At 72.9% G+C, this 23,102-nt stretch carries 19 protein-coding genes; 12 read left to right on the forward strand and 7 right to left on the reverse strand.

The genetic code is table 11. From position 1 onward, the window contains the following. Nucleotides 1-169: 169 nt before the first annotated feature. The 10 genes from ACWHYA_RS05745 (at nt 170) to ACWHYA_RS05790 (ending at nt 12,195) form a co-directional block, all read left to right on the forward strand. Nucleotides 170-1,159: a helix-turn-helix transcriptional regulator gene (locus tag ACWHYA_RS05745; protein ID WP_425942433.1), complete on the forward strand. Its 990-nt coding sequence runs from the start codon at nt 170-172 to the stop codon at nt 1,157-1,159. Next, nucleotides 1,156-4,881: a nitrate reductase subunit alpha gene (locus ACWHYA_RS05750; RefSeq protein WP_425942431.1), complete on the forward strand. Its 3,726-nt coding sequence runs from the start codon at nt 1,156-1,158 to the stop codon at nt 4,879-4,881. Before ACWHYA_RS05745 ends, ACWHYA_RS05750 begins: the two co-directional genes overlap by 4 nt. 73 nt (nt 4,882-4,954) lie before the next feature. Then, on the forward strand, nt 4,955-6,667 hold the full coding sequence (gene narH / locus ACWHYA_RS05755) for a nitrate reductase subunit beta (protein WP_425942429.1): 1,713 nt from the start codon (nt 4,955-4,957) through the stop codon (nt 6,665-6,667). Then, entirely contained in the window at nt 6,667-7,446 is a 780-nt protein-coding gene (gene narJ, locus ACWHYA_RS05760; protein WP_425942427.1) for a nitrate reductase molybdenum cofactor assembly chaperone, read from the forward strand. The genes narH and narJ overlap by 1 nt, the downstream gene beginning before the upstream one ends. Further along, the gene (narI, locus tag ACWHYA_RS05765; RefSeq protein ID WP_425942425.1) at nt 7,443-8,189 is read left to right on the forward strand and encodes a respiratory nitrate reductase subunit gamma; all 747 of its coding nucleotides are present in this window, start codon (nt 7,443-7,445) and stop codon (nt 8,187-8,189) included. The genes narJ and narI overlap by 4 nt, the downstream gene beginning before the upstream one ends. Further along, nucleotides 8,171-8,686, forward strand: coding sequence for a hypothetical protein (locus tag ACWHYA_RS05770; protein WP_448095566.1), 516 nt, complete (start codon nt 8,171-8,173; stop codon nt 8,684-8,686). Before narI ends, ACWHYA_RS05770 begins: the two co-directional genes overlap by 19 nt. 15 nt (nt 8,687-8,701) lie before the next feature. Further along, nucleotides 8,702-9,835, forward strand: coding sequence for a ThiF family adenylyltransferase (locus ACWHYA_RS05775; RefSeq protein WP_425942421.1), 1,134 nt, complete (start codon nt 8,702-8,704; stop codon nt 9,833-9,835). 76 nt (nt 9,836-9,911) lie between these two features. Continuing rightward, nucleotides 9,912-10,568, forward strand: coding sequence for a molybdenum cofactor guanylyltransferase (gene mobA / locus ACWHYA_RS05780; RefSeq protein WP_425942419.1), 657 nt, complete (start codon nt 9,912-9,914; stop codon nt 10,566-10,568). 181 nt (nt 10,569-10,749) lie between these two features. After that, a complete protein-coding gene (locus ACWHYA_RS05785) occupies nt 10,750-11,904 on the forward strand; it encodes a cell wall-binding repeat-containing protein (protein WP_425942417.1) in 1,155 nt (384 codons plus the stop codon). 51 nt (nt 11,905-11,955) lie between these two features. Then, nucleotides 11,956-12,195 carry a MoaD/ThiS family protein gene (locus ACWHYA_RS05790; RefSeq protein ID WP_425942415.1) on the forward strand — a complete coding sequence of 80 codons (240 nt, stop codon included), beginning with the start codon at nt 11,956-11,958 and terminating at the stop codon, nt 12,193-12,195. A gap of 37 nt (nt 12,196-12,232) precedes the next feature. On the opposite strand, the gene moaA is transcribed toward ACWHYA_RS05790, so the two are convergent. The 3 genes from moaA to ACWHYA_RS05805 all read right to left on the reverse strand — a co-directional run bounded on the left by moaA (nt 12,233) and on the right by ACWHYA_RS05805 (nt 14,287). Beyond that, nucleotides 12,233-13,231 carry a GTP 3',8-cyclase MoaA gene (moaA, locus tag ACWHYA_RS05795; protein ID WP_425942413.1) on the reverse strand — a complete coding sequence of 333 codons (999 nt, stop codon included), beginning with the start codon at nt 13,229-13,231 and terminating at the stop codon, nt 12,233-12,235. Further along, nucleotides 13,231-13,749: a MogA/MoaB family molybdenum cofactor biosynthesis protein gene (locus ACWHYA_RS05800; protein WP_425942411.1), complete on the reverse strand. Its 519-nt coding sequence runs from the start codon at nt 13,747-13,749 to the stop codon at nt 13,231-13,233. The genes moaA and ACWHYA_RS05800 overlap by 1 nt, the downstream gene beginning before the upstream one ends. 106 nt (nt 13,750-13,855) lie before the next feature. Continuing rightward, nucleotides 13,856-14,287, reverse strand: coding sequence for a MarR family winged helix-turn-helix transcriptional regulator (locus ACWHYA_RS05805; protein WP_425942409.1), 432 nt, complete (start codon nt 14,285-14,287; stop codon nt 13,856-13,858). A 264-nt stretch (nt 14,288-14,551) separates the two neighbouring features. Here ACWHYA_RS05805 and ACWHYA_RS05810 point away from each other — a divergent pair, with 264 nt between their 5' ends. Further along, complete coding sequence (locus ACWHYA_RS05810) at nt 14,552-16,855, forward strand: MMPL family transporter (protein ID WP_425942407.1); 2,304 nt, start codon at nt 14,552-14,554, stop codon at nt 16,853-16,855. Between the two features lie 217 nt (nt 16,856-17,072). Here ACWHYA_RS05810 and ACWHYA_RS05815 read toward each other — a convergent pair whose 3' ends face one another. The 4 genes from ACWHYA_RS05815 to ACWHYA_RS05830 form a co-directional block, all read right to left on the reverse strand. Next, entirely contained in the window at nt 17,073-18,458 is a 1,386-nt protein-coding gene (locus ACWHYA_RS05815) for an MFS transporter (RefSeq protein ID WP_425942405.1), read from the reverse strand. Between the two features lie 67 nt (nt 18,459-18,525). Further along, entirely contained in the window at nt 18,526-19,815 is a 1,290-nt protein-coding gene (gene ilvA / locus ACWHYA_RS05820; RefSeq protein ID WP_425942403.1) for a threonine ammonia-lyase IlvA, read from the reverse strand. After that, nucleotides 19,812-21,002 (reverse strand): M20 metallopeptidase family protein, encoded by a 1,191-nt coding sequence (locus ACWHYA_RS05825; RefSeq protein ID WP_425942402.1) that lies wholly within the window; start codon nt 21,000-21,002, stop codon nt 19,812-19,814. Before ACWHYA_RS05825 ends, ilvA begins: the two co-directional genes overlap by 4 nt. Nucleotides 21,003-21,102: 100 nt before the next feature. Next, complete coding sequence (locus tag ACWHYA_RS05830) at nt 21,103-22,122, reverse strand: 6-phosphofructokinase (protein WP_425942400.1); 1,020 nt, start codon at nt 22,120-22,122, stop codon at nt 21,103-21,105. Between the two features lie 336 nt (nt 22,123-22,458). Here ACWHYA_RS05830 and ACWHYA_RS05835 point away from each other — a divergent pair, with 336 nt between their 5' ends. Next, nucleotides 22,459-23,073 (forward strand): biotin transporter BioY, encoded by a 615-nt coding sequence (locus ACWHYA_RS05835; RefSeq protein ID WP_425942398.1) that lies wholly within the window; start codon nt 22,459-22,461, stop codon nt 23,071-23,073. Nucleotides 23,074-23,102 lie beyond the last annotated feature (29 nt).

Below are 23,102 nucleotides of genomic sequence, written 5' to 3' on the forward strand. Positions count from 1 at the left end.
CGCGACACTCCCAGAATTAGCGCATAGAACTGTGCGCTAAACCGTGCCTGGCCTGCACAAAGACCCTCCGCGACCAGGGTGCGTCCCGGGGGTCGGGGGGTCGGTTGCGCGAGGTCCGCGACGTAGGCTTAGATTAGGCGAGCCAACTCCGATAAAAGGGGGCGCCGACATGGGTGCAGCCGAGCACGTCGAACGCGGTGGTGCGTTCCTGCTCACCTCTGCCGTCCGGCGGTCGATCGTCGACCACCTCGTGGGCCTGCCGCGCCTCGCCGTCGAGGGGCGGCCCACCCGGGACGACGGGATGACGGCCGCCGAGCTGGGGACGGTCCTCGGCCTGCACAGCACGACCGTCCGCTTCCACCTCGACCAGCTCGTCTCGGCCGGTCTGGTGGGCAGCAGGTTCGTGCGCAGCGGGGGCGCGGGGCGCCCCGCCAAGCGGTACTTCGTCGTCGAGGGAGAGCTGGGTCCGGTCGCCCGCCCCGGGGTGGAGGGGCCCTACCAGGTGCTCGCCACCCTGCTCGCCGGTGCCCTGGACCCCGCCGACGAGGGTCGCCTCACGCCCGAGGAGGCCGGGGCCGAGTGGGTGCGCCACCGGCTCGAGGAGGGGGACGACCACGGGCTGCGCGAGGACGACGTCCCCCACGCGGCGTCGACGGCCGGAGAGTGGGTGGCCAAGGTCGGCGGGGTGGTCGACCTGCTCCAGGAGTGGGGCTACACGCCCGACCTGTCGGTGAGCGGACGGGAGGGGGACGTCACCCTCACGCTCCGGGACTGCCCCTTCCTCGACCTGGCCCGGATCCACCCCGAGGTCGTCTGCGGCGTCCACCGGGGGCTGCTCAGGGGCGCCCTCGAAGCGGCGGGCGAGCAGGACGCCGGCGTCAGCCTCCGTCCGTTCGTCGGTCCGACCACCTGCCACGCCGTGCTGCTGCGGCACCGCACGCCACCGGGGGAGCCGATCGACCCCGGCCCCGCCCGGTGGTCGACCCCGGGCTCCGGCTCCGCCCCCACCCCTGCGCCCGCCCCGCTCCCCGCTGCTGGCGCCACCCCCACCGGTGCCCCTGCCCCCACCTCCACCGGCGTCGCGACGTCCGCGGACGCCATACCCCCCTCCACCTCGCCCGACCGCCCAGACCGAACCGCACCAGGAGATCCTGCATGAGTGAGCGCACCACGTCCCGGCTCGACGGTCCGTTGAGCGACGCGCTGGTCGGCACCCGCCGCTTCTTCACCCGCGGGGAGGTGTCGGAGGACAAGCGCACGCTGACCCTCGAGGGCGGACGGACCGGCGACTCCTTCTACCGCGACCGGTGGGCCCACGACAAGGTCGTCCGCTCCACCCACGGGGTCAACTGCACCGGGTCCTGCTCCTGGAAGGTCTACGTCAAGGACGGGATCATCACCTGGGAGGCGCAGCAGACCGACTACCCCTCGACCGGGGCGGACAAGCCGGAGTACGAGCCGCGCGGCTGCCCGCGAGGGGCCGCCTTCTCCTGGTACACCTACAGCCCCACCCGGGTCCGCTACCCCTACGTGCGCGGGACGCTCCTGCAGATGTACCGCGAGGCGAAGCAGACCTACGGCGACCCCGTCGTCGCCTGGGCCTCGATCGTGCAGGACGAGGAGAAGACGGCCGTCTACAAGAAGGCCCGCGGCAAGGGCGGCCTGGTGCGCTCCACCTGGGAGGAGGCGGTGGAGATGATCGCCGCCGCGCACGTCTACACGGTCAAGCGCTGGGGCCCGGACCGGATCGCCGGCTTCTCCCCGATCCCCGCGATGTCCCCGGTGAGCTACGCCTCCGGCGCCCGCTTCCACGAGCTCATCGGTGCCCCGATGCTCTCCTTCTACGACTGGTACGCCGACCTGCCCAACGCCTCCCCCCAGATGTTCGGCGACCAGACCGACGTGCCGGAGTCCGGCGACTGGTGGGACGCGGGCTACCTCATCATGTGGGGCTCCAACGTCCCGCTGACCCGCACCCCCGACGCGCACTGGATGACCGAGGCGCGCTACCGCGGCCAGAAGGTCATCGCCGTGGCGCCGGACTACGCCGAGAACGTCAAGTTCGCCGACGAGTGGGTGGCCTCGGCCCCCGGCACCGACGGTGCGCTGGCGATGGGCATGGGCCACGTGGTGCTCAAGGAGTTCTTCGTCGACCGCCAGGTCGACTTCTTCACCGAGTACAACCAGCAGTTCACCGACCTGCCCTACCTGGTGACGCTGGAACCGGCGGACGGCGACGACGGAGCCTCCCGGGTGTTCCGTCCGGGCAAGTTCCTCGTGGCCGGCGACCTCGAGGGCCACCCCGAGCAGTCCAGCGAGAACGCCATGTGGAAGCCGGCGCTCCTCGACGGCGTGACCGGCGAGGTCGCGATCCCCAACGGCTCGATCGGCCATCGCTACGGCGACGAGGGCGTGGGCCGCTGGAACCTGGAGCTGGGCGACATCCGCCCGGTCCTCTCGCTCTACGGCGACACCGGCGAGTCCGTGGAGGTGGAGCTGCCGCGCTTCGACAACGTCGAGGGGCACCAGGTGACCGAGCGTCGCGGCGTGCCCGTGCGCCGGGTCGGCGACCGGCTGGTCACGACCGTGCTCGACCTGCTGCTGGCCCACTACGGCGTCGGTCGGGCGGGGCTGCCGGGCACCTGGCCCCAGGGCTACGAGGACCCCTCGGTCCCGGCCACCCCGGCCTGGGCCGCGGAGATCAGCGGCGCCCCCCTGGAGCAGATCGTGCGGATCGCCCGCGAGTGGGCGCAGAACGCGATCGACACCCAGGGCCGCGGCATGATCCTCATGGGGGCCGGCACCAACCACTGGTACCACTCCGACCAGATCTACCGGGCGATGCTGCTGCTGACGACGATCTGCGGCACCCAGGGCCGCAACGGCGGCGGCTGGGCACACTACGTCGGCCAGGAGAAGATCCGGCCGATCATGGGCTTCCAGCACCTGGCGTTCGCCCTGGACTGGGTCCGCCCGCCGCGGCACATGAACCAGACCGCCTACTGGTACGTGCACACCTCGCAGTACCGCTACGACACCTTCGGCGCCGACGGCATCAACGGCGCGACCGGGGCGTTCGAGGGCCGGTCCACCATGGACCTGCTCTCCCAGTCGGTCCGGCTGGGCTGGACCCCCTCCTACCCGCAGTTCGACCGCAGCTCCCTGCAGGTGGCCGACGACGCCGCCGCGGCGGGCCTGCCGGCGGCGGAGTATGTCGTGCAGCAGCTCAAGGAGGGCACGCTGAAGTTCGCGGTGGAGGACCCGGAGGCCCCGGACAATTACCCCCGCATCCTGTCGCTGTGGCGGGCCAACCTGCTGGGGTCCTCGGCCAAGGGCAACGAGTACTTCCTCAAGCACCTGCTCGGGACCGACAACGCGGTCAAGGCCCACCAGGCCGCCGAAGGCCAGCGCCCCGACAGCGTCGTCTGGCGCGAGGAGGCCGGCGAGGGCAAGCTCGACCTGCTGCTGACGCTCGACTTCCGGATGACCAGCTCCACGCTGTTCTCCGACGTCGTGCTGCCGGCCGCGACCTGGTACGAGAAGCACGACCTCAACACCACCGACATGCACCCGTTCATCCACTCCTTCAACCCGGCCATCGCCCCGCCCTGGCAGGCCAAGACGGACTGGGACGCGTGGAAGGCCGTGGCCAAGCGGTTCTCCGAGCTCGCGGTGGACCACCTGGGTGTGCGCAAGGACGTGGTCACCAAGCCGCTGTGGCACGACACCCCGGAGGCGATGGCCACCGTCCACGGCCGCGTGCAGGACTGGCGGACCGGCGAGGTCGAGCCGGTGCCCGGCAAGACCCTCCCGGTCATCGCCGAGGTCGAGCGGGACTACACCGCGGTCTACGACCGGATGACCTCGATCGGCCCGCTCCTGGAGAAGGTCGGCATGCTGACCAAGGGCGTCAAGTACGACGTCGGGCGGGAGGTCGGCATCCTGCGCCAGCGCAACGGCGAGGTCCACGGCGGCCCGACCGACGGCCGGCCCAAGCTGGAGACCGACATCCAGTTCGCCGACGCGATCATGCACCTGTCCGGGGTGAGCAACGGGCACCTGGCCACCCAGGGCTTCCGCTTCCTGGAGAAGCGCACCGGAACGCAGCTGGCCGACCTGTCCGCCGAGCACGAGGGCAAGCAGATCACCTTCGCCGACACCCAGGCCGCGCCGGTACCGGTCATCACCTCCCCGGAGTGGTCCGGATCGGAGAGCGGCGGGCGGCGCTACAGCCCGTTCACCATCAACATCGAGCGGTCCAAGCCCTTCCACACCCTCACCGGTCGCCAGCAGTTCTACCTGGACCACGACTGGATGCTCGGCATGGGCGAGGGGCTGCCGACCTACCGGCCCCCGCTCAACATGACCACCCTCTTCGGGGAGGCGCCGATCGGCCAGGAGACCGAGGACGCCGGCGGCGCGGTCGCGGTGAGCGTGCGCTACCTGACGCCGCACAACAAGTGGTCGATCCACTCCGAGTACCAGGACAACCTGTTCATGCTCTCCCTCTCCCGGGGCGGGCAGACGATCTGGATGTCCGACCAGGACGCGGCCAAGATCGGGGTGCGGGACAACGACTGGATCGAGGCGGTCAACCGCAACGGAGTCGTCGCCTGCCGCGCGATCGTCAGCCACCGGATGCCCGAGGGCACGGTCTACATGCACCACGCCCAGGACCGGCTCATCGACGTGCCGCTCACCCAGACGGACAGGAAGCGCGGCGGGATCCACAACAGCCTGACCCGGATCCTGCTCAAGCCCAGCCACCTGATCGGCGGCTACGCCCAGCACGCGTACTTCTTCAACTACATCGGCCCGACCGGCAACAACCGCGACGAAGTGACGACCATCCGCAAGCGGACGACGAAGGTGGAGTACTGACACCCGGGGGCTCCGCCCCCGTGCACCCCCGCTGGGGCTCCGCCCCAGACCCCGACGTTGGAGGAGTTTGACGATGAGAGTCATGGCACAGATGGCCATGGTCATGAACCTGGACAAGTGCATCGGGTGCCACACCTGCTCGGTCACCTGCAAGCAGGCGTGGACCAACCGCCAGGGTATGGAGTACGTCTGGTTCAACAACGTGGAGACCCGGCCGGGTCTGGGCTACCCCCGCAGCTACGAGGACCAGGAGGAGTGGAAGGGCGGCTGGGTCCGCGCCGACAACGGGCGCCTGAAGCTGCGTGCGGGTGGACGGCTCACCAAGCTCCTGAGCATCTTCTCCAACCCCAAGATGCCCAAGATCTCCGACTACTACGAGCCGTGGACCTACGACTACGAGACGCTGCTCAACGCCCCGGCCCAGGACACCTTCCCGGTCGCCAAGCCCTACTCGCTCATCTCGGGCAAGCAGATCAACATCGAGTGGAGCGCCAACTGGGACGACGACCTGGGCGGCTCGGCCGAGCACGCCGCCAAGGACCCGATGCTCAAGGGCATCGAGGACAAGGTGAAGTTCGAGTTCGACCAGACCTTCATGTTCTACCTGCCGCGCATCTGCGAGCACTGCCTCAACCCCAGCTGCGCGGCCTCCTGCCCCTCCGGCGCCATCTACAAGCGCGAGGAGGACGGCATCGTCCTGGTCGACCAGGACAAGTGCCGCGGCTGGCGCATGTGCGTCACCGGCTGCCCCTACAAGAAGGTCTACTTCAACCACAAGACCGGCAAGGCCGAGAAGTGCACCTTCTGCTACCCCCGCGTCGAGGTCGGCATCCCCACGGTGTGCGCCGAGACCTGCGTGGGCCGGCTGCGCTACATCGGCCTCATGCTCTACGACGCGGACAAGGTGCTCGAGGCGGCCTCGGTGCAGGACGAGCACGAGCTGTACGAGGCCCAGCGCTCGGTCTTCCTGGACCCCTTCGACCCGCAGGTGCAGCGGGAGGCGGAGCGGGCCGGCATCCCCGGCGACTGGATCGAGGCGGCCAAGAAGTCCCCGGTCTACGCCCTCATCAACAGGTACAAGGTCGCGCTGCCGCTGCACCCGGAGTACCGCACGATGCCGATGGTCTGGTACATCCCGCCGCTGTCGCCGGTCGTGGACGTCATCAAGGAGACCGGGTACGACGCGGAGGACAAGGACAACCTCTTCGCCGCGATCGAGGCCCTGCGCATCCCGGTGGAGTACCTGGCCAACCTCTTCACCGCCGGTGACGTCCGGCCGGTCAACGAGGTCCTGCGCAAGCTCGCGGCGATGCGCTCCTACATGCGCGACATCAACCTGGGGCGCGACCCCCGGGCGGAGATCCCCGAGGCGGTCGGCATGACCGAGGAGGAGATGTACGAGATGTTCCGCCTCCTGGCGATCGCCAAGTACAACGAGCGCTACGTCATCCCGTCCGCGCACGGCGAGGACGCCCACGCCCTCGAGGAGCTGGCCACCGACTGCCCGGTGACCGGGTACGACGACGAGCTGATGGACGAGTCCGGCCCCTTCGGCGAGGGCTCGGGCCGGGGAGCCACCACCCCGGTGGCCGTCGAGAACTTCAAGATGCTCCAGCAGCGCCAGACCCAGGAGTCCCTGGTCTCCGGGGGCTCCAAGCGGGGCCGGGTCAACCTGCTCAACTGGGACGGCAAGGGCGTGCCCGCGGGCATGTTCCCCGACCGGCCCGCCGAGGGCGTCGGCCAGGCGGCCGACGGGTCCGGCGACGGCACCGGCGGGACCCGCTGATGCTGCCCTGGCGGCGCCACCGGCGCAGCGACCCGCGGCTGGAGGCGCAGGCCCAGGCCGACACCTGGCAGCTGGTCTCCCTGCTGCTCGACTACCCCGACGACGCGCTCGTGCAGCGCCTGCCGGCGATGCGCGAGATCGTCGCGGGGCTGCCGGACCGGGTCCGGACGCCCCTGGACCGGTTCCTCGACCACGTCGACGGGAGCGACCTGGCGTCGGTGCAGATCGACTACGTCGACACCTTCGACGTCACCCGCAAGTGCTGCCTGCACCTGACCTACTTCCTGCACGGCGACACCCGCAACCGCGGGGTGGCCCTCGTGCAGTTCAAGCAGGCCTACCGCCGGCACGGCGTGGAGCTGGCCGAGGGCGAGGGCGCGACCGGGGAGCTGCCCGACCACCTCTCGGTCGTGCTGGAGTTCGGGGCCACCGTGGACCCGGACGCCGCCTGGAAGATGCTCAACGACCACCGGGTCGGCATCGAGCTGCTCCACCGGGCGCTCCAGCGGCGCGGCTCGCCCTGGCTCGACGTCGTCGACGCGCTGCGCGCCACCCTGCCCCAGCTGGAGGAGAACGACGAGGCCGCGCTGGCGCGGCTCATCGCCGAGGGTCCGCCCCAGGAGTCCGTCGGTATCGATGACGCGCCCTACTCCATCGACCCCGCCCTGGACCACCTGCGCACCCCGCCCTCCTCGGGCAGCGCCTGCGGCGACGGCGGAGTTCCCGCCGGCACACCCCATACCCTCGGCCCGACCATCCCCGTAGGAGCCCCCCGATGAGCACCTTCCTCTGGGTGATCTTCCCGTACATCTGCCTGGCGGTCTTCGTCGTCGGGCACGTCTGGCGCTACCGCTACGACAAGTTCGGGTGGACCACCCGCTCCAGCCAGCTCTACGAGGACAGGCTGCTGCGGATCGGCAGCCCGCTGTTCCACTTCGGCATGCTCTTCGTCGCCGTCGGGCACTTCATGGGCCTGATCGTGCCGCAGAGCTGGACCGAGCGGGCGGGGATCAGCCAGGAGCTCTACCACATCGTCGCGCTCGCGGGTGGGCTGCCGGCGGGCATCGCCACCCTCGTCGGCCTGGCCATCCTGGTCTACCGCCGGCGCACGACCGGGCCGGTCTTCCGGGCGACGACCGTCAACGACAAGGTCATGTACGCCCTCATGGCCGTCGTCATCGTGCTCGGCATGTGGAACACCGTGGCGGGCAGCCTGCTCAACCTCGGCATCGCCGGCGACCACTACAACTACCGCGACGGCGTCTCCCCCTGGTTCCGGCAGATCTTCTGGTTCCAGCCCGACGCCTCGCTCATGGAGGGCGCGCCGATCGGCTTCCAGCTGCACGCGCTCGTGGCGTTCCTGCTGTTCGCGATCTGGCCGTTCACCCGTCTGGTGCACGTCTTCTCCGCGCCCATCGGGTACTTCACCCGGCCCTACATCGTCTACCGCAGCCGCGACCAGCGCCCCGGCACCGCGACCGGGTCCCGCGCGCAGAAGCGCGGGTGGGAGCGGGTGCAGTGAGCGACCCCGCAGGTATGCCGCCGGGCTCGGCCGCGGGCGGGGCCGTCGCGGGCGGGGCCGTCGCCGGTGCCGGGGACGGATCAGCCGCGCGGCCGGTCCCCGGGTCCGTCCAGGACCCGTCCCACCCGGTCCTGGGCGACCTTACGCTGGCCCCGGCCGAGGAGGTCGACCCCTACCGCGTCGTCGACCTGCTCGCCGAGGGGCAGCGGCTGCTGGCCAAGGCCCGGGAGTCCGGCCGGGGGCGGGCCGTCCGCTCGGTCGTGCGCCAGCCGGGGCAGAACCTCATCGTCCTCGGCCTGCCCGCCGGCGGCGGCCTGCCCGACCACGACGCCCCCGGCCCGGCCTCGCTGCTGTGCCTCTCGGGCCGCGTCGTCCTGGGGTCGGAGGGCCGGTCGTGGACCCTGCCCGCGGGGAGCGCGCACGCCATACCCCCCGCCCGGCACGACGTCGTCGCCGAGGAGGACAGCGTCTGCGTGCTGACCGTGTCGGTCGGCTGACGTAGCCTGCCCAGCATGCCGCCCCTGCCTCCCCTCGTCGCGCCCGGTCCGGAGCTGACGCCCGCGCAGGTGTCCCGCTACTCGCGCCACCTGCTGGTGCCGGGGATGGGGATCGAGGCGCAGCGCCGTCTGCTGGCCGCCCGGGTCGCGGTCGTCGGCGCCGGGGGGCTCGGCAGTCCGACGATCTCCTACCTCGCCGCCGCGGGGGTGGGGCACCTGACGATCATCGACGACGACGACGTCGACCCCACCAACCTGCAGCGCCAGGTCATCCACCGGCTGGACGCCGTGGGGCGGTCCAAGGTGGAGTCGGCCGCCGGCTTCGTCGCCGGGCTCAACCCGGACGTCTCGGTACAGGTGCGGCACGAGCGGATCACGCCGGAGAACGCCCGCGAGCTGCTCGAGGGGCACGACGTCGTCCTCGACGGCGCGGACAACTTCCCCACGCGGTATGCCGTGTCCGACGCCGCGACCGCGCTCGGGACCCCCGTCGTCTGGGCGGCGGTGCTGCGCTTCGACGCCCAGCTGTCCACGTTCGTCCCCGGACGGCCCGGCGCGGTGAGCCTGCGCGACCTCTTCCCCCGGCCACCGCGGCCCGAGGACGTGCCCTCGTGCGCGGAGGCCGGTGTGCTCGGGGCCCTCGTCGGCCAGGTGGGTTCGATCATGGCCGCCGAGGTCGTCAAGCTGGTCTGCGGGTTCGGTGAGCCCCTCGTCGACCGGGTGCTGCTCGTGGACGCGCTCACCCAGCGCACGCGCGAGGTGCCGCTGCGACCCGTCGGCGACCTCCTGCCGCCTCCCACGCACGAGCCGGTGCGTGAGCTGGTGCCGCTGCCCGAGCTGTCGGCCGAGGAGGTGCGCTCGGTCCTGCGCGGCACCGACGCCCCGCTGCTGCTCGACGTCCGCGAGCCGGCCGAGCACGCGCTCGGGACCGTGCCGGGCGCTCTGACCGTCCCGGTCGGCGAGGTGCTGACGTGGGAGCACCTGGAGACGCTGCCCGACGGCCCCGTGGTCGTCTACTGCAAGACCGGTCCGCGGGCCCGCCGGGCCGCCGCCCACCTGGTCCGTCTCGGCCATCCCGACGTGTCGGTGATGACCGGCGGGATGCTCGCGTGGATCGAACGGGTCGACCCGGGCCTGCCGAGCTACTAGCAGCGCGGGTCGCCCGACCACCGCGCCGCCGCCCGCAGGTCCGTCCCGGAACCCGCACCCACCCCGAAGGAGCCCCGTGCCGATCGTCGACCTGCTCGTGCTCGCCGGCGGGCGGGGCGAACGCCTCGGCGGGCGGGACAAGGCCGCCCTGATGGTCGGCGGGCGGAGCCTGCTTCACCGCGTCCTCGAGGGGGCGGCCCGGCTCGGCGGCTCGGTCGTCGTCGTGGGGGTCACCTCCGTCCCGGACGGCGTCGCGCGCACGACGGAGGACCCGCCGGGCGGCGGCCCGGTCGCCGGTATCGCGGCGGGGCTCCAGGCGCTGCGTCCCTCCGTCCCGGACCTTCTCGGAGACCTCTCCGTGGGGTCGGCCCCCGGGGACCGGGCGGGCGTTGCCCCCTGGGTCGCCGTCGTGGCCGTCGACCAGCCCGGTGCCGCTCGTGCGCTCGCCGCCCTGCAGGCGGTGCTTCCCAGCGTCCCGGAAGCGGTGGATGCCGTCAGCCACCAGGACGCGGAAGGTCACCGCCAGTGGCTGCTGGCCATCTATCGGCGTTCCGCCCTCGAGGCATCCCTGGCTGCTCTGGGCGAGGTGCGGAACACGTCCGTCCGCAGGCTGGTCGCGGACCTGCGCTGGCATGTCGTCGACCGCGGTGCTGAGCACCTGGGCGACGTCGACACCTGGGAGGACGCCGCCCGTTGGGAGGGTCGACTGGGCGACGGGGCCGACGGCGACTGACTCCGGCACGCGATCCACGGGAGGGCACGCCCAGCAGCGACCGGCTGCCGGCGCGTGAGCCCCCTCCGTCGGGTGTACCGACATGCTGCGTCGATCCGCTAGAGTCCCGCCGTGCAGGGCCGCCGGCTGGGTCGGGATGGTCGTGGCACACCATGGTCGATCCCGTGAGAAGGGCCCCCTCGTGTCGCCTGTCCGTCGCCTGTCCGCGCTGGTGCTGGCTGGGCTGGTCGCCGCCAGCCCTGTGGCACCTGCCGCCACTCCCGCCGCCACGGCCGCCGCCACTCCCGCCGCCGTTCTCGCCGACGGGGAGACCGTCCCGCTCCCGGATGCCGATCAGATCGCAAGGACGCGGGTCCTTCTCGAGGAGGCTCGCGAGTCAGCGACGGCCGGCCATCCTCTGGTCGAGCGGGTCTCCGGGGCGAACCGGTACGAGACGGCCGCCGAGCTCTCCAGGTTCTGGAACGAGGTGGTCTATGTCGACGATCCGCTGGCGCGACGGCTGGTCGTGGTGGCCAGCGGCGAGAACTACGCTGACGCGCTCTCGGGCGGGGCGTTCGCCGGCGCCCTCACCTCGCCCGTCCTCCTGACGAGGAAGGACTCCCTGCCGGGTGCGACCCGGGCCGCGCTCGAGCGGCTCGCGCCCCACACGATCATCCTGCTCGGCGGCCCCGGAGCGGTGAGCGACGAGGTGCAGGCCGCACTCGCCGACTACGCGCCGGGTCGCGACTGGGTGCGTCGCTTCGGTGGGCCCGACCGGTACGTCGTGTCGGCGAGCCTGGCGAACTCGTTGGGCCCCAGCGAGCTCGCGTTCGTCGCCTCCGGAGTGAACTGGCCCGACGGGCTGGCCGGCGGGGCTGCGGCCGCCTGGGAGGGCGCTCCGCTCCTCGTGACCAAACCGACCGGCGTGCCCTCCTCCGTGATGCAGTCGTTGCGGGACGAGGTCCGCCCCCGTCACATCGTCCTGCTCGGGGGTCCGGCCAGCGTCGATGACGCAGTCCTGCGCCAGCTGGAGACCGTCGCCCCGGTCACCCGGGTCGCGGGACGCAGCCGCTACGAGACCGCTGCTGCGCTCGCCCAGGCGTCACCGACCAACTACGGCGCGACCGTGGCCAGCGGGCTCGGCTGGCCGGACGCCCTGGTCGGCGCGGCCTACGCCGGTGTCCTCGGTGACAAGCTCCTGCTCCTGACCCCGACCGGTGTCCCGGCGAGCACGGCGCAGACGGTCACGGACCTGGACCTCGCGTGGATCACGGCTCTCGGCGGGGAGGCCAGCATCCCCGAGCCGGTGCTGGACCAGCTGCGCGCCCTGCCGGTCGAGGTGCCCACGGTTCCGTGATGGCGAGGTGCGGGGCGGGCCTTTTCCCACGGTGTCTGGGAGACTGGACGCATGGCCACGGTGAGATATTTCGCAGCCGCTGCAGAGGCGGCCGGTACCGAGTCCGAACAGGTGGCGGCCGACGACCTGGGCGCGCTGCTCGACCGGCTCGTCGAGCTGCACGGGGCCGAGCTGGAGCGCGTGCTGCGGCTGAGCTCGGTGCTGCACGAGGGTCAGTACGTCAACGACCGGTCCCTGCCGGTGGCGCACGACGCCGTCCTGGACGTGCTGCCGCCGTTCGCCGGCGGCTGAGCCGGGCCCTGCTGCCGCTCGTCGGCAGGCGACCTCGTCAGCCGCCGATCCGGCTCATCGGCCGCGGCGGCTGCAGGAAGCCCGGCTCGTTGATCCCGTGGCCGGGCAGCTTGGCGCCGATCGACTCGCGGAACAGGTCTGCGAGCTCCTCGTCCGAGGCCCCTGCGCGCAGCGGTCCTCGCAGGTCGGTCTCGCCGGTGGCGAACAGGCAGTTGCGGATCATCCCGTCGGCGGTCAACCGGACCCGGTCGCAGGTGCCGCAGAACGGCATCGTCACCGAGGCGATGACGCCGACCGTCGCCGGGCCGCCGTCGACGAGGAAGAGCTCGGCCGGGGCGCTGCCGCGGGTGTCGTCCGGCATGGCCGTCAGCTCGTAGCGCGTCCGCAGCTTCTCCAGGATCTCCTCACCGGTGATCATCTGGGTGCGGTCCCACTGGTGCTGGGCGTCCAGCGGCATCTGCTCGATGAACCGCAGCTGGTAGCCGTGCTCCAGAGCGAAGCCCAGCAGGTCGGGCGCCTCGGAGTCGTTGACACCGCGCATGAGCACGGTGTTGAGCTTGACCGGCACCAGACCGGCCGCGGCGGAGGCCTCGATCCCGGCGAGGGTGTCGCCCAGCCGGTCACGCTTGGCCAGGGCGATGAACGTCTCCCGGTCCAGCGTGTCGATGCTGACGTTGACGCGGGTCAGACCGGCGGCCCGCAGGTCCTCGGCGATCCGCGCCAGGCCGACGCCGTTGGTGGTCATCGAGATCTCGGGGGCCGGGTCCAGGGCCGCCAGGCCGGCGACGACGTCGACGAGGTCGCGGCGCAGCAGCGGCTCCCCGCCGGTGAGGCGGATCTCCTCGATGCCCAGGCCCACGGCCACGTCGGCGAGGCGGACGACCTCCTCGGTGGAGAGCATGGTGTCGCGTGGCAGCCACGGCACCCCCTGCTCGGGCATGCAGTAGGTGCAGCGCAGCGAGCAGCGGTCGGTCACCGAGATGCGCAGGTCGCGGTGCACCCGGCCGTAGCGGTCGACGAGCGGTCCGGCCGTCATCAGTGGTCCCCTCCGCAGATCTGGTCGAGGACGTGCCCCAGCAGCGGGGCGACGACCTCCATCCCCTCGGTCACCGCGGACGGGCGTCCGGGCAGGTTCACCACGAGCGTGCCGCCGGAGCCCTGCTCGGCCGGCCAGTCCACGACGCCCACGAGGCCGCGGGAGACGGCTGCGAAGGGGGTATGACGCGTCCCCTCCCTGCGGATCAGCTCGGCCAGTCCGGGGTTCTCGCGGGTGATCACCTGCCGGGTGCCCTCGGGGGTGAGGTCCTGGGGACCCATCCCGGTGCCTCCGGTGGTGACGACGAGCCGGTGGCCGGCCGCGACCTTCTCGCGCAGCACGGTGGCGACCGACTCGACGCCGTCCGGGACGACGGTCGGTCCGTCCACCTCGAAACCCGCCTCGCGCAGCGCCTCGGCCAGCAGACGACCGGAGGTGTCCTCGCGCCGCCCGTCGGAGCTGCGGTTGGAGACCGTGATCGCGGCGGCGGTGCGGGGGCGGGACGGGGTGGAGCTCATCGCTCCACCCTACGTCGTGGGCCTGCGGGCGGCCTCATCCCGAGGCCCGGGCAGGCTCTCCGATCGCCGTACCGGGGACCGACGGGGCCGAAGGCGGGCCCGACGTTCAGAGGAGACGGGAGACGGCTCGGTCGGCCGCCCGCAGGAAGCGCAGCACCACCTCGCGCTCGTCCGCCGAGAGGTCCTGGTCGAGCCGGGCCAGGTCGACGAACATCGGCATCAGGTGGCCCAGCATCTCCTCCCGTCCGGAACCGGTGGCCACGACGACCGTGCGACGGCGGTCGCTTGGATGCGGTTGCCGCTCGACGTGACCCCGGGCCACGAGCCGGTCGACGATGCCGCTGGCCGCGGCCGACGTGACGCCGAGCCGTTGCGCGAGCTCGGTGGGGCCGGTGGGCTCGTCCATGATGTGCTCGAGCACGGCGGCCTCGTTGTGCGAGAGCTCGGCCCGCCGGGCGAGCGCGGGGGTGGCCCGGCGGCTGGTGTCCAGGAGGCTGCGCAGGGCGTCCAGGGTCTCGCTGCGCTCCCACGACCCCACCCACCGGCTGTGCTCTCCGCCCGGGCCGGCTTGAGCGTTGCCGTGCTCCCCGCCCGGGCTCGCATGAGCGTTGCCGTGCTCCCCGCTGCGGCCGTGGTCGCTGCCATCGACCTGCCCCGGGCGGGTCGGTGCGTGGTCTCCGTCGCGAGGTTGGACAAGGGTGTGACGAACACGTCCCTCAGTGCTACGCTCGCTCATGAACTTGCTCACTTAGTTAGACAGTTGCTTGAATGCCAAGCCTACGTTATCCCGGAAGGACCTGCCATGAACGCGAACGCCCTCGTGCGTCTGCTCACCGGCCGACGCAGCTGGATCATCGCGCTCGTCGGACTGATCCTCGGAGGCTGGATGATCGCCGGGCTCGGTCAGGCCGAGCGCACCCCCGACCCGCTCTCCACGCTGCCGGCCGGCTTCGAGAGCACGGAGGGCCAGGCCCTGCTGGGGGAGCTGCCGGACGAGGGGAGCAGCACCGCCATCGTGCTGTTCACCCGCGAGGACGGACAGATCGCCGAGGACCTCCCCGGCCTGGGCGGGGTGATGGCCGGCATCGCCGAGACCTACGACACCGGTGAGGGCGCCCCCGTCGCGGGGGCGCCGGAGGGCGGGGCCGAGGGCGGAGGCGAGGCCGGACCTCCCCCGGGCGTCGAGACCGAGGGTGAGGACGGCGCAGGTCCGCCTCCGGGCGTCGACACCGGGGCCGAGGATGCCGCGGGAGCGCCTCCGGGCGCCGACACCGGGACCGAGGGCGCGGGTGGCCCCCCGCCCGGGGTGACGGAGGGCGGCATACCCGTGATCCCGTCCGAGGACGGCACCGCGGCCCTGAGCGTGCTCACCCTGGAGGCCCCGTCGGCGAGCGAGGCGCAGGAGGTCGTGACCTCGCTGCGGGCCGACCTGGACGAGGCCGTGCCGGAGGGGGTCACCGCCCAGGTCACCGGGCCCGCCGCGATCCAGGCCGACCTCGCCTCGGTCTTCGACGGAGCCAACATCACCCTGCTCGCCGTGACCGCGTCGGTGGTCGCGCTGCTGCTGATCGTCACCTACCGCAGCCCGATCCTGTGGATCGTCCCCCTCGTGGTCGTCGGGATCGCCGACCAGGTCGCCGCGACCGTGGCGACCCGGGTGCTGGCGTGGGTCGACGTGCCGTGGGACGAGTCGACGATCGGCATCCTCTCGGTCCTGGTCTTCGGTGCCGGGACGAACTACGCGCTGCTGCTCATCTCGCGCTACCGCGACGAGCTGCGCCGCTACGCCGACCGGCACGAAGCCATGGCGGTCGCGCTGCGCCGGGCGTCCGAGGCCGTCATCGCCAGCGCCAGCACCGTGGTCGTGGGCGTGCTGAGCCTGCTGCTGTCGGTCTTCCCGAGCACCCGCGGGCTGGGGCTGGCCTCCGCCGTCGGTGTCGTCGTCGCCGTCCTGGGCGTGCTCCTGCTGCTGCCGGGCGCCCTGGTGGTCTTCGGCCGGTGGATCTTCTGGCCGCAGGTGCCCCGCGAGGGCCAGCAGCTGCTCAGCGAGTCCCGGTCCCTGTGGCGGCGGATCGGTGACACGGTGGCGCGGGCGCCCGGCGTCTCGATCCTGGTGACGCTGGGGGTGCTGGCGGCGATGGCCTTCGGGCTGACCCAGACGGTCAGCGGGCTGGCGCCGGAGGACCAGTTCCTCGAGACGCCCGAGGCCATCACCGCCTCCGAACGGCTCGGTGAGTCCTTCCCGGCCGGCACCTCGGACCCGGTGCTGGTCGTCACGAGGACCGACGACGCGGCCGTGGTCGAGGAGCTGGCCGAGCGGGTCGGGGACGTCGACGGGGTCACCTCTGCCACGGCCGTCGACCCGGTCGAGGGCATCGGTCAGGTCCAGGTCGTCCTCGAGGCCGACCCGGGCAGCGAGGCCTCCACGCGGACGGTGTCCGAGGTGCGGGCCGAACTGGAGGGTGAGGACCAGACCTACGTGACCGGCGGTGCGGCGTCGTCGGCCGACGAGAGCGCGGGCAACGTGCGCGACCGGTGGGTGGTGATGCCGCTGATCCTCGTGCTGGTGCTCGTCGCGCTCATGGGGCTGCTCCGGTCGGTGCTGGCACCGATCATCCTCGTGGCCAGCGTGGTCGCCACGTTCACCGCCGCCCTGGGTGTCTCGTGGTGGTTGTTCACCGGCATCTTCGGCTTCAGCGCGATCGACGCGAGCATGCCGCTGCTGGCGTTCCTCTTCCTCGTCGCGCTGGGGGTGGACTACAACATCTTCCTCATCACCCGGACGCTGGAGGAGGCCAGGGTCCACGGGACCCGCGAGGGAGTCCTGCGGGCGCTGGGGGCCACCGGTGGCGTCATCACGAGCGCCGGCATCCTGCTCGCCGCCGTCTTCGCGGTGCTGGGCGTCCTGCCCCTCGTGGTGCTCGCCCAGATCGGCGTGGTCATCTGCATCGGTGTGCTGATGGACACCCTGGTGGTGCGGACCGTGCTCGTGCCCGCGATCGTGCGGGTGCTGGGCCCCACGTTCTGGTGGCCGCGCAAGGTCGAGCCGGTCGAGCCGGTCGAGCGGTCCGGCGAGGCCCGGGAGCCGGTCACCGTCGGAAGCTGACGGCTGACGGGTTGATGGACTGGTCGGGTTGCCGGGGCTGGCCGGACGACCGGCTGATGGGGCCGACCGGCTGAGTGTGCGCTCGACCTGGTGGCGTCCCCGTTGCTGCGTGTCGCGTGCTGCAGGATCCGTGCTCCAGGCCGGGACACGCCGCAACGCCGTGGCACTGTGCACCACACGCCGCTGCGGACCCCCCAGTCGCTGCCGGCGCCCGCGCTCACCGGCCGCTGACCCGGAAGGCCGCCACCTCCCGGTGGGTCGCCGCCACCCAGGCGGCGAGCGCCAGGCAGGTGAGGGACCCCAGGACCGCGGTGGCCGCCGGGGTCGTGAGACCGGCGACCGCTCCCGCGCGGGCGTTGCCGACGTCCGGACCGGCGAGCCCGATGACGTGCTCGACCGCGGAGACCCGGCCGAGCTGCTCGTCCGGGGTGGCGAGCTGGACCATCGCCGCGCGGGAGGTCACCGAGACGGTGTCCGCCGCCCCCGCCACGGCCAGGAAGCCCAGGACGAGCCAGGCCTGACCGGCCCAGGCAGCGGCACCGAAGCCCAGCAGCGCCAGCCCCCAGGCGGCGACGGCACCCACCTGGATGCGCCCCAGCCGGTCGGCCCTGGTGATCAGGCCCGACGTCGCGCCGGCGGACATGCCACCGACGGCGACCGCGGACAGGAAGAGCCCCAGCGTGCGCGGATCGCCGTCGAAGAGCTCCTGGTTGACCATCGGGAAGAGGGCGACCGGGAAGGCGAGCAGCGTCGCAGCCAGGTCGAGCAGGAACGACCCGCGCAGGACCGGGTCGCCGCGCACCGTCCCGATGCCGTCCGCGAGCATCACCACCCCGCGGCGGGTGCGACGCCATACCCGGGCGGCCGTCCCCTCCGCGGCCGTCCCCTCCGCCGCCGTCCCCTCCGATGCCGCCCCCTCCGGTGCCACGGCCGACGGCGGGGCCGCAGCCGCAGCGTCTCCGGCCTCGTCCGCCACGGACTCCGTCCGGCCCCGCGCCGGGCGGGGCGGCAGCGGCGGCAGCCCCCGGATCGCCCACCACGCGACCGCCAGCGCCACCCCGTTGAACAGGAAGCACACGCCCGCCGACGTCGCACCGAGGATCAGCCCGCCCAGCGCCGGCCCCACGAGCATCGAGGCCTGGAAGGTCAGCATGAGCAGCGCGATGCCGGCCGGCACCAGCGTCCTCGGCAGCAGCCGGACGACGAAGGTCCGTCGCGACGGCGCCCCCACGGCGCTGAACGCCGACTGCACCCCGGCCAGCCCCAGCAGCACCGGCAGGGGATAGGCCCCCAGCACCAGCTGACCGGCCAGGGCCAGCCCCGCCAGCGACTGCCCACCGGTGGACCACAGCGCCACCCGCCTGCGGTCGAGCACGTCCGCCAGGGGACCCCCGACCAGCCCGAAGACGATCAGCGGCACCGCCTGCACCAGACCGATCGCGCCGACCCAGAAGGGGTTGCGGGTCAGGTCCCACACCTGGAAGAGGACCGCGACGGTGGCGACCTGGATGCCCAGCCCGGCCAGCAGCCCGTTGGCCCACACCCGCCGGTAGGTCCCGACCCGCAGCGGGCTGAGGTCGACGAGGGCCCGGCCGGCGCTCACCGGCGTCCCGGACGCAGCGACGGGGGGTGGCCGACGCGGCGGGCGCGGACCCCGCCGGCGACGCGGCTCACAGGATGAAGCGGAACAGCGGGCTGTCGGCCGGGATCGGCTCGACGTCCATCGAGCTGGCCTCCATCCGCTCCAGCAGCGAGGCGAGGTCCTCCCGGCGCCCGAGCTCGATGCCCACGAGCGCGGGGCCGGTCTCGCGGTTGTTGCGCTTGACGTACTCGAACAGCGCGATGTCGTCGTCCGGCCCCAGCACCTCGTCGAGGAACTGCCGCAGCATCCCCGGCTCCTGCGGGAAGTCGACGAGGAAGTAGTGCTTGAGCCCCTCGTGGATGAGCGAGCGCTCCATCACCTCGCCGTAGCGCAGCAGGTCGTTGTTGCCCCCGGAGACCACGACCACGACCTGCTGCCCGGGCGCCAGGTCCAGCTGGTCGAGCGCGGACGCCGCCAGCGCCCCGGCGGGCTCGGCGATGATCCCCTCGGTCTGGTAGAGCGCGATCATCTCGGTGCAGATCGCCCCCTCCGGGACGGACACCAGCTCGGGGGTGTGCCGTGCCACGACCTGATAGGTCCGGTCGCCGGCGCGGGCGACGGCGGCGCCGTCCACGAACCGGTCGATCTCCGGCAGCGTGGTGGGGCCGCCCGCCCAGGTGGCGGCGATCATGCTGGCCGCCCCGGCCGGCTCGACGCCGACGACCCGGACGCCGGGGTGGCGCTCGGAGAGCCAGGTGAGGCAGCCGGCGAGCAGCCCGCCGCCACCGACCGGCACCACGAGGACGTCCGGTGCCCCGGGCAGGTCCTCCACGACCTCCCGGGCGATCGTGCCCTGCCCGGCGATGGTGTGCGGATGGTCGAAGGCCGGGATCAGCGTGGCCCCGGTGCGCTCCACGTCGGCCAGCGCGGCCGCGGCGGCCTCGTCGTAGGTCTGACCGCCGACGACGACCTCGACCCAGTCGCCGCCGAGCGCGGCGACCCGCTCCCGCTTCTGCCGCGGGGTGTTGGCCGGCAGGTAGATCCGGGCACTGACGCCCAGCGTGGCGCAGGCGTGCGCGACGCCCTGGGCGTGGTTGCCCGCGCTCGCGCAGACGACGCCCGCCCAGATCTGCTCGCTGTCCAGCTGGGCGATGAGGTTGGCCGCGCCGCGCCCCTTGTAGGAGCGGACCGGCTGCAGGTCCTCCCGCTTGAGCCAGACCGTCGCGCCGGTCGCCGCCGAGAGGCGCTCGCTGCGCTGCAGGGGGGTGCGGGCCACCTTGCCGAGGATCCGGTCGGCCGCGGCGTCGACCTCGTCCGCCGCGGGCAGGGGTATGTCGTGCGCGCCCGCCGCGTGCGGGTGGGTGCCGGGCTGCGTCATACCTCCTCCCGGGCGAGCCGGCCCATCGCCAGCATCGCCAGGGCGGCCGCCTGGTCGCCCAGGAGCGAGTCGTCGAAGAGCACCTCGGCGGAGTGGTTGTACGGCGCGGTGGCCGGGTCGACCTCCGGCGGGCTGCACTGGAGGAAGAAGAACGTGCCGGGCACCTGCGCCAGCACGAAGGAGAAGTCCTCCGAGCCCATGTGGGGGGAGGGCCGCTCCTCCACGCGGTCCTGCCCGAAGGCCTCGACCAGCCGCTCGGCCACCCAGGCGGTCTCGTCGTGGTCGTTGACCGTGACGGGGTACTGGACCTGCAGGGACACCTCCGCGGTGCAGGCGTGCGCGGCCGCGATCCCCTCGGCCACGCGGGTGACCTCCGCGCGCACGGCGTCGACCTTGGCGTCGGAGAGCGTCCGCACGGTCGCGCCCAGGGTCGCCGAACCGGGGATCACGTTGACCGCCTCGCCCGCCCGCAGGCGGGTCACCGAGAGCACGACCGGGTCGCTGGCGTCGAAGCGGCGGGTGACCATCGTCTGCAGGGCGGTGCCGACCGCCATCAGGGCGGCGACCGGGTCGGCCGCCTTGTGCGGCTGGGATCCGTGGCCGCCGCGTCCGTGGACGGTGATCTCCAGGACGTTCGACCCCGCCATGACGGGGCCGGAGCGCTGCCAGAAGACGCCGCGCGGGCCGGGGGAGACGTGGATGGCGTAGGCGGCGACCGGCTGCTGGTCGCTGGCCTGCAGCAGCCCCTCGTCGAGCATGACCTTGGCCCCGCCGTAGCCCTCCTCGCCCGGCTGGAACATGAACAGCACCGACCCGGCGAGCTCCTCGCGGTGGGCGCTGAGCAGCCGCGCGGCGCCGACGAGGCCGGTGGTGTGCAGGTCGTGGCCGCAGGCGTGCATGGTGCCGGTGGTGGCGGCGAAGTCGAGGCCGGTGTTCTCGGTGACCGGGAGGCCGTCCATGTCGCCCCGGAGCAGGACGGTCGGGCCCGGCCGCGCGCCGCGCAGCACCGCGACCACGGAGGTCGTTCCCTCGCCGGTGGTGATCTCCAGGGGGAGCCCCTCCAGCGCCTCGAGCACCCGCTGCTGGGTGCGGGGCAGGTCCAGGCCGACCTCGGGGTCGCGGTGCAGCTCGCGGCGCAGCGCCACCAGGTCGTCCAGCAGCGCGCGTCCCTCGTCGATCAGGCTCATGCCGACCAGCCTACGACCGGGACGGCCACGGCATACCCCGTCGCGGACCCGACTCCACCCGGGGCGGACACGGCATCCCCCGCCGCGAGCGCCACACCCCTCACCCGAAGAGGATCGCGGCCTCGTCCCACTGGTCGCGCGGGACCGTCTTGAGGTGGCTGGTGGCGTCGCTGAGGTTGACGTGGGAGATGTCGATCCCGGAGAGCGCCACCATCGTGCCCCACAGCTTGTTGCTGACCGCGTCGACCGCGGCGGTGCCGAAGCGCGTCGCCAGGACCCGGTCGTACGAGCTGGGCACGCCTCCGCGCTGCAGGTGGCCGAGCGTGGTGTTGCGCGTCTCGATGCCGGTGCGCTCCTCGATCAGCCGGGTGACCTGGTCGCCGACGCCGCCGAGCAGCGGCCGGCCGAAGCTGTCCCTCTGGTCGCTCTCGACCCGGGCCTGGCCGGCGAAGGTGAACCCCTCGGCGACGACCACGGTGGGCGCGCGGCCACGGTCGTGCGCGTGCTGCACCCACTCGCACACCTGCTCGGGGGTGACGGGCACCTCGGGGATGAGGATGACGTGGGCGCCTGAGGCCATGCCGGCGTGCAGGGCGATCCAGCCGACGTGCCGGCCCATGACCTCCACGACCATGCAGCGGCTGTGCGCCTCGCCGGTGGTCCGGAGCCGGTCGATCGACTCCGTCGCCACCGACACCGCCGTGTCGAAGCCGAAGGTGCGGTCGGTGGCGGACAGGTCGTTGTCGATGGTCTTCGGCACGCCGACGACGTTGATGCCGTCGTCGTGGAACATCCGGGCCACGGTCAGCGTGCCCTCGCCGCCGATGGCGATCAGGGCCTCGATCTCGTGCTTGTCCATGACCTCCTTGACCCGCGCCGTGCCGCCGTTGGTGATCGGGCTGACCCGCGAGGTGCCCAGGATGGTGCCGCCGACCTTGGACAGGCCGCGCACGCGCTGGCGGGGGAGCGGGACGATGTCGTCCTCGACCAGCCCGCGGAAGCCGTCCTTCACGCCGACGAACTCGTGGTCGTAGATCCGGTCACCCTTGAGCACGACGCCCCGGATGACGGCGTTGAGGCCGGGGCAGTCTCCACCGGCGGTGAGCAGGGCGATCTTCATGGGGGTCCATCCTCGGCGCCGGGCGGGCGCGGGGTCGGGGGCTGGGACGGGAGACGCCGACCACCCTGGAGGGTGACCGGCGTCGGTGCACCTCCCAGGGTATGCCGTGCACGGTCGCCTCCGCGACCGCCCCGCGACCGCCCCGCGACCGCTCCGCGACCGCTCCGCGACCGCTCCGCGGCCGGCCAGCGACCGCTCCGCGGCCGTCTGCGGGGGTTACCGGCGGGTCGTGCGGGGGGTGTGGCAGGCTGTCCGCCAGACCGCGCCCGCACGGGCCGGAACGGCACCGTCCCGCACGGGCCGACGCCGCCCGCCGCACCTTCCGGAGGAATCCTCGTGACGACCGCCGCCGTGAGCACCCGCCCGGGTGCCGGAGTTCTCGCCGACCGCATCCTGCCCCGCAGCTCCACCATGACGGACGTCGCGCTGGTCGCCACCGGCGCGGCCGTCGTCGGTGTGCTGGCCCAGCTGACGGTGCCCATGTGGCCGGTGCCGATCACCGGGCAGACGCTGGCCGTGATGCTCGTCGGCGCCGCGCTGGGCATGCGCCGCGGGGCGGCCGCCCTCACCACCTACCTGGTCGTCGGACTGGCGGGGGTGCCGTGGTTCGCGGAGGGTCGTGGCGGACCGGCGATGGTGCTGGCCCCGTCGTTCGGCTACATCGTCGGGTTCATCCTCGCGGCCGCGGTCGCGGGCTGGTGCGCCGAGCGGGCCTGGGACCGTCGCCCCCTGCTGGCGATGGCCGGCTTCTGCGCCGCGACGGTCATGCCCTTCCTCGTGGGAGTGCCCTACCTGGCCGGCGTGCTGGGGCTGACCGACCTGGCGACGGTCGCCGCCTACGGCATCACGCCCTTCATCGTCCCCGGGCTGATCAAGGCGGGCATGGCCGCAGCGGCCCTCCCGCTGGCCTGGAAGCTGGTGCAGCTGCTCGACAGCCGCACCGGCCGCTGAAGCTCGCCGCACGTCACTGACGACCCGCC

Source organism: Ornithinimicrobium carbonis (assembly GCF_977012275.1).

Coding starts and splice junctions, on each gene's coding strand:
- ACWHYA_RS05745 (WP_425942433.1), top strand. CDS start 170: ATGGGTGCAGCCGAGCACGTCGAACGCGGTGGTGCGTTCCTGCTCACC.
- ACWHYA_RS05750 (WP_425942431.1), top strand. CDS start 1,156: ATGAGTGAGCGCACCACGTCCCGGCTCGACGGTCCGTTGAGCGACGCG.
- narH (WP_425942429.1), top strand. CDS start 4,955: ATGAGAGTCATGGCACAGATGGCCATGGTCATGAACCTGGACAAGTGC.
- narJ (WP_425942427.1), top strand. CDS start 6,667: ATGCTGCCCTGGCGGCGCCACCGGCGCAGCGACCCGCGGCTGGAGGCG.
- narI (WP_425942425.1), top strand. CDS start 7,443: ATGAGCACCTTCCTCTGGGTGATCTTCCCGTACATCTGCCTGGCGGTC.
- ACWHYA_RS05775 (WP_425942421.1), top strand. CDS start 8,702: ATGCCGCCCCTGCCTCCCCTCGTCGCGCCCGGTCCGGAGCTGACGCCC.
- ACWHYA_RS05790 (WP_425942415.1), top strand. CDS start 11,956: ATGGCCACGGTGAGATATTTCGCAGCCGCTGCAGAGGCGGCCGGTACC.
- moaA (WP_425942413.1), bottom strand. CDS start 13,231: ATGACGGCCGGACCGCTCGTCGACCGCTACGGCCGGGTGCACCGCGAC.
- ACWHYA_RS05800 (WP_425942411.1), bottom strand. CDS start 13,749: ATGAGCTCCACCCCGTCCCGCCCCCGCACCGCCGCCGCGATCACGGTC.
- ACWHYA_RS05810 (WP_425942407.1), top strand. CDS start 14,552: ATGAACGCGAACGCCCTCGTGCGTCTGCTCACCGGCCGACGCAGCTGG.
- ilvA (WP_425942403.1), bottom strand. CDS start 19,815: ATGACGCAGCCCGGCACCCACCCGCACGCGGCGGGCGCGCACGACATA.
- ACWHYA_RS05825 (WP_425942402.1), bottom strand. CDS start 21,002: ATGAGCCTGATCGACGAGGGACGCGCGCTGCTGGACGACCTGGTGGCG.
- ACWHYA_RS05830 (WP_425942400.1), bottom strand. CDS start 22,122: ATGAAGATCGCCCTGCTCACCGCCGGTGGAGACTGCCCCGGCCTCAAC.